We start from the raw sequence: 12,241 nt of genomic DNA on the forward strand, positions 1-12,241 counted from the left end.
CGTCGCGACGCTGGGGCTCGCGGCCCTGTGGCTGCTCGGCGCACTGGCGTCCGGCCCCCTGCACGCCGGCATGGGCCGCACCCGACGGGGAGAGCGGGCTCGGCCCGTCGTGCAGTCCCTCGTCCTCGGCACGTTGCTGCTCGTCGTGTTCCTCGCCGGAGCGCTGGTCGTGGCGCGCGTCCCCCTGCTGCGCGAACCGGTCGACGAGCTGCTCGACCACGCCCGGTTCGGCGCGTTCGCAGCGGTGCTGGCCCTGACGTTCCTCAACGGCGTCGTCGAGGAGCTCTACTTCCGGGGCGCCCTCTACGCCGCCCTCCCACGCCACCCGGTGACCCTGACGACCGGCCTCTACGCGCTGACCACGGTCGGCACCGGTGTCCCCCTCCTCGTCCTCGCCGCAGCGGTGCTCGGCCTCGTGACCGGCCTGCAGCGCCGTGTCACCGGCGGCTTCCTCGGTCCGGTCATCACGCACGTCGTGTGGTCGACCGGGATGCTCGTGCTCCTCCCACCCGCCCTCGAGCTGACCAGGTGATCCCATGACCTCCGCCCGAACCGCCCTCGTGACGGGTGCCTCCGGCTACATCGGCGGCCACCTCGTGCCCCGGCTGCTCGATGCCGGCTGGACCGTCCGCGTCCTCACCCGGCGCCGTTCGTCGGTCGCCGACAAGCCGTGGCGCTCTCGCGTCGAGGTGGCCGAGGGCGACGTCTCCTCGGCGAGCGACCTGCGGGCGGCGCTCGAGGGCGTCGAGGCCGCCTGGTACCTCGTGCACTCGATGGACGACCGTCCCGACTTCGAGCGGCGCGACCGCGCCGCCGCGACGACGTTCGCCGAGGCCGCCCGGCTGGCCGGCATCCGACGCATCGTCTACCTGGGCGGCCTGCACCCCTCGGGCGAGCAGCTGTCCCCGCACCTGGCCTCACGCGTCGAGGTCGGGCGGATCCTGCTCGGCTCGGGCGTCCCGACGGCGGTGCTGCAGGCCGCTGTGGTCATCGGGGACGGGTCGGCGTCCTTCGACATGCTGCGCTACCTGACGACCCGCCTGCCGGCCATGGTCGCGCCGAGGTGGCTCGACAACCGCATCCAGCCGGTCGCGATCGACGACGTCGTGACCCTCCTCGCCGGCGCGGGTTCGCTTCCCCCGGAGGTCAACCGGACGTTCGACATCGGCGGACCGGACGTCCTGACCTACCGGGAGATGATCGCGCGGTTCGCCGCCGTCACCGGACGGCGTCGCCGTCTCGTCGCGACCGTTCCCGTGCTGACGCCTCGGCTCGCGAGCCACTGGGTCGGGCTCGTCACGCCGATCTCCGCGGGCCTGGCCAAGCCGCTCGTCGGCAGCCTCGTGCACGAGGTCGTGGCGAAGGAACGCGACATCGAGGGCTACGTCGACGTGCCGGGTGGACTCACCGGTTTCGACGACGCGGTGCGCGCTGCGATGCGGACCGTGCCGCGCGACACCGCGCTGCGCAACGCCGTGGTCGCCGGGACGGCGGTGGCCGCGTGCGCCGTGGCCGGTTCGATGGGCACGCGGCCCGGCTCGCGCTGGTACCGGTCGCTGGTCAAGCCGGCGTGGCAGCCGCCCCCGGTCGCCTTTCCGCTCGTGTGGACGGTGCTCTACACCGACCTCGCGGCCACCGCCGCGTCGACGCTGACGACCCTCGACCGGGCCGGTGACACCGCGGGGCGGGCCGCCTACCTCCGCGCGTTCGGCACGAACCTCGCGCTGAACGCGGCATGGAGCTGGGTGTTCTGGGGGGCGCGACGTCCGGACCTCGCCGCGGTGGAGAGCGCGGTGCTCTCGGCGAGCGGGCTCGACCTCGCGCGGCGGACCCTGCGCGTCAGCAGGCCCGGCGGTGCGGCGCTGCTGCCGTACGCGGCGTGGTGCGGGTTCGCGACGGTGCTGTCCGCGGCCGTCGCCCGACGCAACCGTTGACGGCGCGTCGCTGAAGGCCTATCGGCCTGTCTAGGACTAGGCCTAGAGGCCCGGATACGACGCGATCGGCCGTCGGGTGCCGGTGGGGGCTGCTCGCAGCACCGTCAGCGACGGACCGCGTCGTGCAGGACGCGCGGGAGGTCGGCATCGCGGTCGGCGTCGGCACCGAACGGCGCGTGCGGCAGGTGGAAGGTGCGGCGGTGGTGCGGCTCGAGGGCTGCGAGAACCAGGGCGATGAGGGCGATGAAGAAGATGATGTCCATGGCAGAAAGTCTGCGCGCATCGGGATGCCGCCACGAGTGGCAGAACAGTCGCCCTCCGATGATTTCCTGCCAATCTCGTGGCAGACTGAGCGGATGCTGCGCACCATCGCCGTCGTCGTCCAGGAGCCGGTCGCCGCGTTCGAGCTCGGGGTGCTCTGCGAGGTCTTCGGCATCGACCGGACCGACGACGGCTTGCCGGCCTTCGACTTCCGCGTGTGCGCCTCGCGCCCCGGGCAGGTGCACCGCACGACGAGCGGCATCGGCATCGTCCCGACCCACGACCTCGCCGCCGCCCGCGACGCGGACCTCGTCGCCGTCCCGGCCGGGACCGTCGAGGGACCGTTCGACGAGGGCGTCCTCGACGTCCTGCGCGACGCCGTGGCCCGCGGCGCCCACGTCCTGTCGGTGTGCTCCGGCGCCTTCTCCCTCGCGGCCGCAGGGGTCCTCGACGGGCGCGCTGCGACGACCCACTGGCGGTACGCCGCGCGGCTCGCGGAGGTCTGCCCGACGGCCCGCGTCGACCTCGACGTGCTGTACGTCGAGGACGGCCCGGTCATCACGAGCGCCGGCACGGCGGCGGGCATCGACGCGTGCCTGCACCTCGTGCGCACCGAGCTCGGCTCGGAGGTGGCGACGCGCATCGCGCGCCGGATGGTCGTGCCGCCCCACCGGGACGGCGGCCAGCGGCAGTACGTCGAGACGCCGGTGCCGGGGCAGTCGTGCGACTCGCTGCAGGAGGTCCTCGACTGGGTCCTCGAGCACCTCGACGAGGACCACTCGGTGCCCTCACTGGCGCGTCGCGCGGCGATGTCGGAGCGGACCTTCGCGCGGCGGTTCGCGGCCGAGGTCGGCACGTCGCCGCACCGGTGGCTGACCACCCAGCGGGTGCTGCGCGCCCGGCACCTGCTCGAGTCGACCGACCTCGACGTCGAGCGGATCGCGCACGAGAGCGGGTTCGGCACGGCGGCGATCCTGCGCCACCACTTCCAGCGACAGATCGGCGTCCCGCCGCTGCGCTACCGCCGCGCGTTCACCCGCACGCCGCGCGCCGTCGCCGGCTGAGGCGTGCTCCGAGCAGGCCGGCTCTACTGCGTTCGGGCGGACGCCCGCCCGGGCTTGCGCCGCGTCAGGAGCACGCCCGCGATGCAGAGCGCACCGCCGAGGAAGGTCAGCGCGGGCGGCACCTCGTCGAGCAGCACCCAGGCGATGAGGGTGGCGATGAACGGCACGAGGAACGTCGTCAGGGTGACGGTCCCGGCGTTGCCGCGGGCCAGCACGTACGCCCACGTCGAGAACGCGATGGCGGTCGGGAAGACCCCGAGGTAGACGATCCACAGCAGCGACGACGCGTCGCTCGTCCGAACGACGTCGACGAGCTCACCGGTCCACGGCAGGCACGTGACGGCGCCGACGACGCACGCGATCCAGGTCACCTCGGGCCCGGGCAGCCGCCCGAGGAGCGGCTTCTGCGCGAGCACGCCGACGGCGTAGGTCACGGCGGCCAGCACCGCGAGCCACACCCCGACGAGGTCACCGGAGCCGCCGGAGGAGAACCCGCGCGCGATGACGACGACGCCCGCGAAGCCGACGGCCATCCCGATGAGCAGCCACCTGCTCATCGCCTCGCCGAGGAACACGGTGGCGAGGAGCGCGACGATGATCGGCCCGATCTGCACGACGAGGGCCGACGTGCCGGCGTCGATGCGCCGTTCCGCCTCGTTGAGTGCGAGGTTGTACACCCCGAACCACGCGACGCCGCACAGGAGCAGGAGCGGCCAGTCGCGGCGGGCCGGCCACGTGCGCGGCCGGCGGAACACGAGGGCCGCCAGCGCCACGGACGCCACGAGGAGCCGCCCGAGGGACAGCGCGCCCGGTGGGACGTCGTGCCCGAGGTGGCGGATCGCGACGAAGGCCGACGCCCAGAGCACGAGCGTCAGCGCCATGGCCCCGAGGACGAGCCAGCGGTCAGCCGGGCGCAGCGCGCTGGACCCGGACGGCACCACTTCCGGTGCGGGCTGGGCATCGGGGTCACGTCGGGCGTCGAGGGTCACCCGAGCAACCTAGGCGCCAGCACCGACATCGCGCCCTCTCTTTTCCGGCCGTCCGGCGCCAGTATGCCGCCACATTCCGGACAGCCCTTGCGGCACAAGATGCATAAGTTACGCTTCTTGATGTGGAAACGTGCAGTTATGCGAGCGCCGTCCGAGAGCGATGTCGCCGGGTGCGATGAGCGCCCCGAGGCCCGCCCGCCGGGCCTCCCTCCCGCGGTGCACCGCAGCGCAAAGCACCGCAGCGCAGTGCACCGCAGCACCGACTCCACCGCAGCCACGAAAGGCCTCCTTCGGCATGTCCCGCAACGCTCCCCGCACACCCGTCCAGCTCGCCGACACGGCTCGACGCCTCGCCCGCCAGCAGACCCTCTGGTCGCGGCTCGTCGACTTCGACCCGGTCACCCGCTACTACGCCCGCCTCCACGCGGACGAGGACCACGAGGCGTGGCTGCTGACCTGGCTGCCGGGCCAGGGCACGCCGTGGCACGACCACGGCGGCAGCTCGGGCTCGTTCGTCGTCCTGCAGGGCGTCCTCACCGAGGAGGTCGCCGGGTACCGCAGCGCCGTCGACCTCGACCCCGTGCGACGCGTCACCGCGCCCGGTGTCCGGCTCGACCCCGGGGACCAGCGCACCTTCGGTCGCCGCCACCTGCACCGGGTCACCAACCTCGGCCCCGACCCGGCCGTCAGCCTGCACGTCTACGCCCCCAGGCTCACACTCATGACGAGCTACCGTGAGGTCGACGGCGCACTCGTCGTCGAGGAGGAGCAGGCGGCAGGAGTGGACTGGTGAACAGCATCGACGAGGTCCTGGCCCGAGCCCGCGCCCGGCTGCACCGACTGACCCCCGAGGAGGCCGACGCCGCCGTCCGCGAGCGCGGCGCCGTCGTCGTGGACACCCGGCCCGAGGCCCAGCGTCGGGAAGAGGGCGAGCTGCCCGGGGCGCTGCTCGTCGAGCGCAACGTCCTGGAGTGGCGCTTCGACCCGGCCTCGGAGGCCGCACTGCCCATCGCGCGCCACGACCTCGAGGTGGTCGTGCTGTGCCAGGAGGGGTACTCCTCGAGCCTGGCGGCGGCGTCCCTGCAGGACCTCGGCATCCATCGCGCCACCGACGTCATCGGCGGGTTCGCGGCGTGGCGGGAGTGGCTCGGCCGTGCTGACGACCCCGCGTCGCCGCCCGCCTGACCACGTCGGTGAGCCGGTCGAGGTGGCCGGACCCGAGGCGCCAGCGCTGCCAGTAGAGCGGGACGTCGACGTGGTCGCGCCCGCCGATCCGCACCACCTCGCCGGCCGCCACGGCCGGTGCCAGCTGGGACTCCAGCAGCATGCCCCAGCCGAGACCGGAGCGCACCGCGGTGACGAAGCCGCCACCGTCGGGCACCTCGTGCGTCGGTGGTGCGGTCGTGACGCCGTGCCGATCGAGGACCCGCTGCTGGAGGTCGTCCTTGGCGTTGAAGCGCACCACGGGCATCGCGGCCCAGTCGACACCACGCCCGCGCGCGAACCGGTCGACGAGGACCGGCGTCGCGGCGGGCGCGTACCTCAGGGTCGTGAGAGGTTCGGTCGAACAGCCTTGCACCGGAGCGGGATCCGACGTGACGGCCGCGAGCACCTGACCGGCACGCAACAGGGACGCCGAGTGGTCCTGGTCCTCGACGCGCAGCCGCAGGACGACACCGTCCCACGTCGCGACCTCGCGCAGCACCGCACCGAACCAGGTCGCCATGGAGTCGGCGTTGACCGCGACGCTGAGGTCGACGACGCCCCCGGCCGCGGGGGCCAGGTCGCGGGTCACCTCGTCCTCCAGTAGCCGTTGCTGGCGCGCGAGGCGGACGAGCGACTCGCCGGCGGGCGTGGCCCGGCACGGCGTGGCCCGGACGAGCACGACGTGACCGATCTCGTTCTCCAGCGCGCGGATCCGCTGGCTCACGGCCGACGGGGTCACGTGGAGATGGCGCGCGGCGGCCTCGAACGTTCCCGTCTCGATGATGGCGAGGAGGGCGGCCAGCTGGTCCGGGCGCAGGCGCATGAAGCAATGCTAATGATCCCGAAGGAAACGTCGCTTCACTGATGAGTGGCGACGATCTAGCGTCGTCGTCATGACCGCCAGCCTCGCCGGCTTCCTCACCATGGCCTCCCTCATCGTCGCCATCGGCGCCCAGAACGCCTTCGTCCTGCGCACCGGCCTGACGCGTCGGGACGTCGGTCTCGTCGTGACCGTCTGCGCGGCCTCGGACGCCCTCCTCGTCGTCGCCGGTGTGCTCGGCGTCGGGCGCGTCGTCACCGACCACCCGGCGGTGCTGGCGTGGGCCCGCTGGCTCGGCGCGGCCTACCTCGTCGGGTTCGCGGTCCGGTCGCTGTGGAGCGCACGGCACCCGGCCGCCCTGCGCGCCGGTGACGACGCGGCCACGGCCGGGCGGCGCGGGGGCGTCCTCGCCACGGTCCTCGCCCTGACCTGGCTCAACCCGCACGTCTACCTCGACACGGTCCTGCTCGTCGGGTCGCTGGCCAACCAGCAGGGTGCGGACGAACGCTGGTGGTTCGTCGTCGGCGCCATCGCCGCGAGCGCCGCGTGGTTCGCCGGCCTCGGCTACGGTGCACGGCTGCTCGCTCCCCTCTTCGCCCGGCCCGTGACGTGGCGGGTGCTCGACGTCGTCGTGGCGCTGGTCATGGTCGCCGTCGCCGTGCCGCTCGTGCTCGGCTGAGGCGGCCGCGGCACGGCCCGCACGCGTCTGAGGTAGCGGTCTGAGGTAGCGCGCCCACGCCGGATACGCAGGTCACCCGATGTGCCGCCCTACCTCAGCCGCCGACTCTGGATGAGTCAGCAGAACCCATCCGGAAGCAGCGAAGGACACCGATCATGAGCACGTCGATCAGCGACTACAGCATCGTCCGCGCGGCCGTCGAGGCCCGTTACGCCCCCACCGGGCACCGGCCCCGTCGCGTCTCCTCCCTCGAGATCATCCGCCGGACCCACAACCGCACCGACCGGGAGGTGCAGCGCCCCGAGCGCGCCCGGTGAGAGCGGTGACGTCAGTGCCGGCGGCGACGGCGGCGAGGCCCACCGCTCTCCCCACCCGTCCCGCCTCCGCTCCCACTCCCGGCCCAGGACCCGGCCCCGGCCCGGGCCCCGACCCCGGCGACAGGCGTGCACCCCTCCCGCCGCTGTCGCCGGGGTACGGGATGATTCCCTCCATGCCGTTCAGCACCGGCTCCCTCATCGGCAGGGACGCCGACCTGCACCACCTCTTCGACGCCGTCGGGCTCCACGCCGGCGCACCCGGTACCGCACCCGCTGCTGCACCGGGTGGCCGGACGCGCACCGGGGGCGTCGTCGTCGTGTCCGGAGACGCCGGCATCGGCAAGTCCCGGCTGCTCGGACAGCTGGCGAGCGACGCCGCCGACGCAGGCTGGTTCACCGCCGTCGGTCACTGCGTCGGGCTCGCCGGCGGCAACCTCGCCTACCTGCCCTTCGTCGAGCTGCTCGGCGCGATCGACGCGCGCCACCCCGAGGTCGTCGAGGCGGTGCTCGCCACCCACCCGGGCCTGGCCCGCCTGCTGCCGACCCGCGCCGACGCGGCTGCCGCGGCGATCGCGTCGGTCCCCGCCTCGGCGCCCGCCGCGCCGGCCACGGACCCCGGGCAGGTGGCCGAGGGCGTCCACGCCCTGCTCACCGCGCTCGGCGGCGCGACGCCGGCCCTCCTCGTCGTCGAGGACGTCCACTGGGCCGACCACTCCTCGCGCGACCTCCTCACCCTGCTGCTGACCCGCGGGTTCACCACTGACGTCGCCCTCGTCGTCACCTACCGCTCCGACGACCTGCACCGACGCCACCCCCTCCACGAGACGCTCGCCGTGTGGGCGCGCATCGCCGGGGTCGAGCGCATCGAGCTCGCGCCCCTGGCCGACGACGCGGTCCGCCAGATCGTGGCCCACCTCGAGGGCGCCCCCACCGACCGCGGCACCGCCGACGAGATCGCGACCCGTGCCCAGGGCAACCCGTTCTTCGCCGAGGAGCTCGTCGCGAGCGCCGCGGCCGGGCAGGCGTTGACCGGTGGCCTGAGCCGGGTCCTCCGGGCCCGCGTGGAGCAGCTCGACGACACCGCGCAGCGCGTGCTTCGCGCCATCGCCCTCAAGGGCGGTCAGTACCTCGGGCACGAGCTCCTGGCCCGGGTCGTCGACCTGCCCGACGCCGAGCTCGAGGCCGCGCTCGCGGCCGCCGTGGAGCACCACGTCCTCGAGACCCGCTGGCCCCCCGCGTACACGTTCCGGCACGCGCTGCTCGGCGAGACCGTCGCCGACTCGCTCCTGCCCGGGGAGCGGCTGCGGCTGCACCGCGCCTACGCGTCGGTCCTGTCGGAGCACCCCGGCCTGGCCCCGGCGTCCGAGCGCGCCCGGCACGCGGCCGCCGTCGGCGACCTGACGACGGCGGTCGAGGCCAGCCGCGCCGCCGCGGAGTCCGCGATGTCCATGGGTGGCCCGCAGGACGCGCTGCAGCACCTCGAACGGGCGCTGTCGTGGCTCGACGAGGACGACCCGGCGCGCGACGACGTGACGCTCCGCGCGTCCGAGGCGGCGACCGTCGCGGGGGACCCGGTGCGGGCCGTCGACCTGCTGCGCGACCGGCTCGCCCACCCCGGCCGGTCCCAGCGGCCGGAGGCGCGCGCCGACCTGCTCGCCGCCCTCGTGCACGTGGGGCGGAACCTCGACGTGCCGCTCGACGCCCTGGCCCTGACCGACGAGGCCCTCGCCCTCGTCGACCCGCCGACGCCGGACGAGCGGCGGGTCCGCGTCCTGTCGGCGCGGCTCCAGGCGCTCATCGACCTCGGGCTGTGGATCGAGGCCTCACGCGTCGGCGACGAGGTGTCGGTGCTCGCCGAGCGGCTCGGGCTCGCCGGCCAGCTGGCCGTCGTTCGCACCATCCAGGCGCGCGTGCTCGAGGTCCAGGAGGATCTCGACGCGGTCGAGACGCACCTGCGCTCGGTGCTCGACGGGCTCGACCCTGGCGACCCGCTGCGGTTGCGCGCCCAGCACCAGCTCGCCTCCCTCGCCCACCGCCGTGGCGACCTGCCGACCGCCCTGCAGCGCTACGACGCCGGCGCCGAGCTGGCACGGCGGATGAACCGCGAGTGGGCGCCGTGGGGCCAGGAGTGCCGGTTGCTCGGCGGCCTTACCGCCTACGAGCTCGGCGACTGGGACGGCGCGGTCCGTCGGCTCGACCTCGGTGACGCTCCGGCACCGGAGCCGGGCGGCACGATCTTCACCGGCGCCCTCCTGCACGTCCGTGCCGGGCGCGGCGAACCCCTCGACACCGACCTGTTCGCGCGGCTGCGGCGCTGGTGGTCCTACGACGGTCTCGCGGTCGTGCTCTCCGTGATGGCCGGCATCGACCTGTTCGGCGACGCCGGGCGGCACGACGAGCTCGTCGAGCTCGTCGAGGACGCCGTCGGCACGCTCGACGCCGCGTGGGGCGAGTACCACGCCGTCGTCCGGCTCGCCGCCCTCGTCGGTGGCCAGGCCGCGTCGGCGGCTGCGACGGCCGATCCCGCCGTCCGCCGGCGGATAGTCGCGCTCACCGAGCGCCTCCTGGCCCGGGCGCGCCGCATCGGCGCCCTCAAGCCGGCCGTCGAGCGCACCACCCGACCGACGTTCGAGCCCGCCGACCCGGAGCAGACCACCGACCTCGAGCGCACGAGCCGCGAGACGTGGGCGTGGCTGGCCCGGGCCGAGGCCGAGGCCCTGCGGCTGCGGCGCGCCACCGACCTCGACGACCCGCCCGGTGCCGACGACCTCGTCGCGGCGTGGCGCGCGAGCGTCGCCGCCTTCGAACGGTACGGGCACGTCTACGAGACCGCCCGGTCCCGGGCGCGGCTCGCGGCCGCCCTCCACGCGCTCGACGACGACACCGCCGCGCGTCAGGAGGCCGACGCGGCACGGGCCGTCGCCGAACGGCTCGGGGCCCGCCCCCTCCTCGCGGAGCTCGAGCGCGCGGTGCCGGCGGCCGCGCGGTCGGCCGCGCGCGTCGTGGCAGGTCAGGCCGAGCTGACCGCTCGCGAGCGGGAGGTGCTCGAGCTGCTCGCCCGGGGCCTGACCAACGGGCAGATCGGCAAGCAGCTGTTCATCAGCACCAAGACGGTCAGCGTCCACGTGTCCAACCTGCTCGCCAAGCTGGGCGCCAGCGGACGCACCGAGGCGGCTGCGATCGCTCGACGCCGGGGCCTCGTCGCGTCCTGAGCGGCGCGACGGGCCCGGGTCAGACCCGCAGGCGCTCGGCACTGGCGACGGCGGGCCGCGACCGTCGCAGCCCCGGCGTCAGGGCCAGCGACACGACGACGGACGCCACCGCCATGACGCCCATGGCACGGGCCGCGGCGTCCGGTCCGACGCCGAGGGCGGTCGCGACCGCGCCCCCCAGGAGGGCACCGACCGCCTGGCCGACCATGAGCCCGGTCCCCTGGAGGCCGAACACCTGGCCACGGGCCTCGGCGTCGGTGTGGGTGACGAGCCGCTCCTGCAGCGGCAGGCTCGCGGAGTACCCCGCCGACGCCACGAACGCGAGCACCGCGGCGAGCGGCAGCGACGGCACGACGAAGAAGGCGAGGTAGGGCACTGCCAGCAGCAGTCGCAACGGCCCGATCAGCCTGTCCCGCATGGGGATCGACAGGAAACGCCCCACGACCACGTCGCCGACGAGCATGCCTGCCGCGGTCACCGCGAACAGGTAGCCGGCGCGGGGCCCGGCGAACGGCACGAAGAGCGCCTCGCACCCGACGATGAGACCGTTCGGCACCCAGAGCGTCAGGTAGATGGGCCGCACGACGGGCGAGCCGAGGAGACGCCGGTTGACCTGGCGGGTGCGCCGCACGACGGACGCGCCGCCGTGCCGTGGCGGGTGGTCGGACAGGCCGAACCGCAGCAGCAGCACCGCGACGGCCAGGGCCGCGGCCGACCCGAGGAACAGCTGCGTCGTCGTGAAGCGGACGAGCAGGACGCCACCGATGCCGAAGCCGACGATCTGCATGCCGCCGACGGCGACGTTCATCGTGGCCCGGCCGAGGATGAACCCGTCGCGCGGGAGGATGTCGGAGACGAGGGCCATCATGCTCCCGCCGAGCGCCGACGTGATGAGCGGCCCGACGGCGAGCAGCACGAAGCGCCAGCCCCAGGCCAGCCCCGGGATCGCCTGGAGCAGGTCGGTGACGAGCGTCGTCGCGACGACGAGCACGAGCGCGGCGCGGGGCCGCACGAGGTCCGAGCCGGAGCCGAAGAGCGACTGCCCGACGATCCGCATCAGCGGGGCACCGAACATCGACAGGGCCGTGAGGACGGGCGAACCGGTGGCGGCGAAGGTGATGGTGCCGAGCGCCAGGGACGCGACGGCGTACGAGCCGATGTTGAGGCACTGGACGAGGAAGAGGACGCGGAACTCGGGGACGGCGAAGAGCTGTCGGTACGTCTGCACGCCCGTACCGTGCCGGATGCCGCCGCCGCTGGGCTAATGTTTCGGGAGGAGGCGAAACATGGGGACCTGGCAGATCTCGGCGGACCTGCTCGCACGGAGCCGGTTCGTCGTGTCGCCGCGCATCGAGACCGTCGGCGCCCTCAACGACCTCGTCCGCCCGTCCGACCCGGAGGGGCGGGCCCTGGCGGCGTCCCACGGCGAGGCGTTCCACACGATGCTCGACGCGCATCCGGTGCGCCGCGCCGTCCTCGACCACAGCTGGAGGCCCGGCTGGATCTCGGACTGGCTCTGCCTGCCGCCTGCGGCCCCGACCTCCGGCACCCGCACGTTCGCCGAGGAGATCGACGACGTGCGCGAGCTCGGTGACGACCTCGTGCGCGAGCAGCTCGCCGAGAGCTCACCCAGCCACCGCCTACCCGACGTCCTCCTGCGCGACGGCCTGACCGAGGAGCTGTCTCTTATACACATCTCCGAGCCCACGAGACGCGTAGTAATCTGGGGGGAGGGGGGTGTCGTTGGGGGAGGGGGGGG

The 12,241-nt window shown here is 74.3% G+C and carries 12 protein-coding genes and 1 pseudogene; 9 read left to right on the forward strand and 4 right to left on the reverse strand.

The features are described 5' to 3' along the window. On the forward strand, nt 1-532 hold a 532-nt coding region (locus ACPYOM_RS16855; RefSeq protein WP_481346842.1), incomplete at its 5' end, for a CPBP family intramembrane glutamic endopeptidase. A gap of 4 nt (nt 533-536) precedes the next feature. Next, a complete protein-coding gene (locus tag ACPYOM_RS16860; protein WP_481346843.1) occupies nt 537-1,934 on the forward strand; it encodes a tryptophan-rich sensory protein in 1,398 nt (465 codons plus the stop codon). Between the two features lie 104 nt (nt 1,935-2,038). Here ACPYOM_RS16860 and ACPYOM_RS16865 read toward each other — a convergent pair whose 3' ends face one another. Beyond that, on the reverse strand, nt 2,039-2,197 hold the full coding sequence (locus ACPYOM_RS16865; protein WP_481346844.1) for a hypothetical protein: 159 nt from the start codon (nt 2,195-2,197) through the stop codon (nt 2,039-2,041). Nucleotides 2,198-2,290: 93 nt separating this feature from the next. On the opposite strand from ACPYOM_RS16865, the gene ACPYOM_RS16870 reads away from it, so the two are divergent. After that, on the forward strand, nt 2,291-3,259 hold the full coding sequence (locus ACPYOM_RS16870) for a GlxA family transcriptional regulator (RefSeq protein WP_481346846.1): 969 nt from the start codon (nt 2,291-2,293) through the stop codon (nt 3,257-3,259). Nucleotides 3,260-3,282: 23 nt separating this feature from the next. On the opposite strand, the gene ACPYOM_RS16875 is transcribed toward ACPYOM_RS16870, so the two are convergent. After that, nucleotides 3,283-4,248 carry a DMT family transporter gene (locus ACPYOM_RS16875; protein WP_481346847.1) on the reverse strand — a complete coding sequence of 322 codons (966 nt, stop codon included), beginning with the start codon at nt 4,246-4,248 and terminating at the stop codon, nt 3,283-3,285. A 295-nt stretch (nt 4,249-4,543) separates the two neighbouring features. Between ACPYOM_RS16875 and ACPYOM_RS16880 the strand changes: the two genes are divergently transcribed. Together ACPYOM_RS16880 and ACPYOM_RS16885 are read left to right on the forward strand one after the other, a co-directional pair. Then, on the forward strand, nt 4,544-5,041 hold the full coding sequence (locus ACPYOM_RS16880; protein ID WP_481346848.1) for a cysteine dioxygenase: 498 nt from the start codon (nt 4,544-4,546) through the stop codon (nt 5,039-5,041). Beyond that, on the forward strand, nt 5,038-5,433 hold the full coding sequence (locus tag ACPYOM_RS16885; protein WP_481346849.1) for a rhodanese-like domain-containing protein: 396 nt from the start codon (nt 5,038-5,040) through the stop codon (nt 5,431-5,433). The genes ACPYOM_RS16880 and ACPYOM_RS16885 overlap by 4 nt, the downstream gene beginning before the upstream one ends. Here ACPYOM_RS16885 and ACPYOM_RS16890 read toward each other — a convergent pair. Further along, on the reverse strand, nt 5,363-6,277 hold the full coding sequence (locus tag ACPYOM_RS16890; protein ID WP_481346850.1) for a LysR family transcriptional regulator ArgP: 915 nt from the start codon (nt 6,275-6,277) through the stop codon (nt 5,363-5,365). The genes ACPYOM_RS16885 and ACPYOM_RS16890 overlap by 71 nt on opposite strands. 70 nt (nt 6,278-6,347) lie before the next feature. Here ACPYOM_RS16890 and ACPYOM_RS16895 point away from each other — a divergent pair, with 70 nt between their 5' ends. From ACPYOM_RS16895 to ACPYOM_RS16905, 3 genes are all read left to right on the forward strand, one after another. Continuing rightward, on the forward strand, nt 6,348-6,953 hold the full coding sequence (locus ACPYOM_RS16895; protein WP_481346851.1) for a LysE/ArgO family amino acid transporter: 606 nt from the start codon (nt 6,348-6,350) through the stop codon (nt 6,951-6,953). A gap of 155 nt (nt 6,954-7,108) precedes the next feature. Then, nucleotides 7,109-7,270: a hypothetical protein gene (locus ACPYOM_RS16900; RefSeq protein WP_481342749.1), complete on the forward strand. Its 162-nt coding sequence runs from the start codon at nt 7,109-7,111 to the stop codon at nt 7,268-7,270. A gap of 173 nt (nt 7,271-7,443) precedes the next feature. Next, nucleotides 7,444-10,482: a helix-turn-helix transcriptional regulator gene (locus tag ACPYOM_RS16905; RefSeq protein ID WP_481346852.1), complete on the forward strand. Its 3,039-nt coding sequence runs from the start codon at nt 7,444-7,446 to the stop codon at nt 10,480-10,482. 19 nt (nt 10,483-10,501) lie between these two features. Here the strand turns inward: ACPYOM_RS16905 and ACPYOM_RS16910 are convergent, their stop codons facing one another. Then, complete coding sequence (locus tag ACPYOM_RS16910) at nt 10,502-11,710, reverse strand: MFS transporter (RefSeq protein ID WP_481346853.1); 1,209 nt, start codon at nt 11,708-11,710, stop codon at nt 10,502-10,504. Between the two features lie 58 nt (nt 11,711-11,768). Here ACPYOM_RS16910 and ACPYOM_RS16915 point away from each other — a divergent pair. Next, nucleotides 11,769-12,241, forward strand: a pseudogene (locus tag ACPYOM_RS16915) (hypothetical protein); the annotation flags it as partial.

The sequence above is a fragment of the Monashia sp. HAY1-2A genome (assembly GCF_056755315.1).

Excerpts from the sequence above, each read along its gene's own strand:
- ACPYOM_RS16905 (WP_481346852.1), top strand. The coding sequence starts at position 7,444 with ATGCCGTTCAGCACCGGCTCCCTCATCGGCAGGGACGCCGACCTGCAC.
- ACPYOM_RS16880 (WP_481346848.1), top strand. The coding sequence starts at position 4,544 with ATGTCCCGCAACGCTCCCCGCACACCCGTCCAGCTCGCCGACACGGCT.
- ACPYOM_RS16860 (WP_481346843.1), top strand. The coding sequence starts at position 537 with ATGACCTCCGCCCGAACCGCCCTCGTGACGGGTGCCTCCGGCTACATC.
- ACPYOM_RS16870 (WP_481346846.1), top strand. The coding sequence starts at position 2,291 with ATGCTGCGCACCATCGCCGTCGTCGTCCAGGAGCCGGTCGCCGCGTTC.
- ACPYOM_RS16895 (WP_481346851.1), top strand. The coding sequence starts at position 6,348 with ATGACCGCCAGCCTCGCCGGCTTCCTCACCATGGCCTCCCTCATCGTC.
- ACPYOM_RS16900 (WP_481342749.1), top strand. The coding sequence starts at position 7,109 with ATGAGCACGTCGATCAGCGACTACAGCATCGTCCGCGCGGCCGTCGAG.
- ACPYOM_RS16890 (WP_481346850.1), bottom strand. The coding sequence starts at position 6,277 with ATGCGCCTGCGCCCGGACCAGCTGGCCGCCCTCCTCGCCATCATCGAG.
- ACPYOM_RS16865 (WP_481346844.1), bottom strand. The coding sequence starts at position 2,197 with ATGGACATCATCTTCTTCATCGCCCTCATCGCCCTGGTTCTCGCAGCC.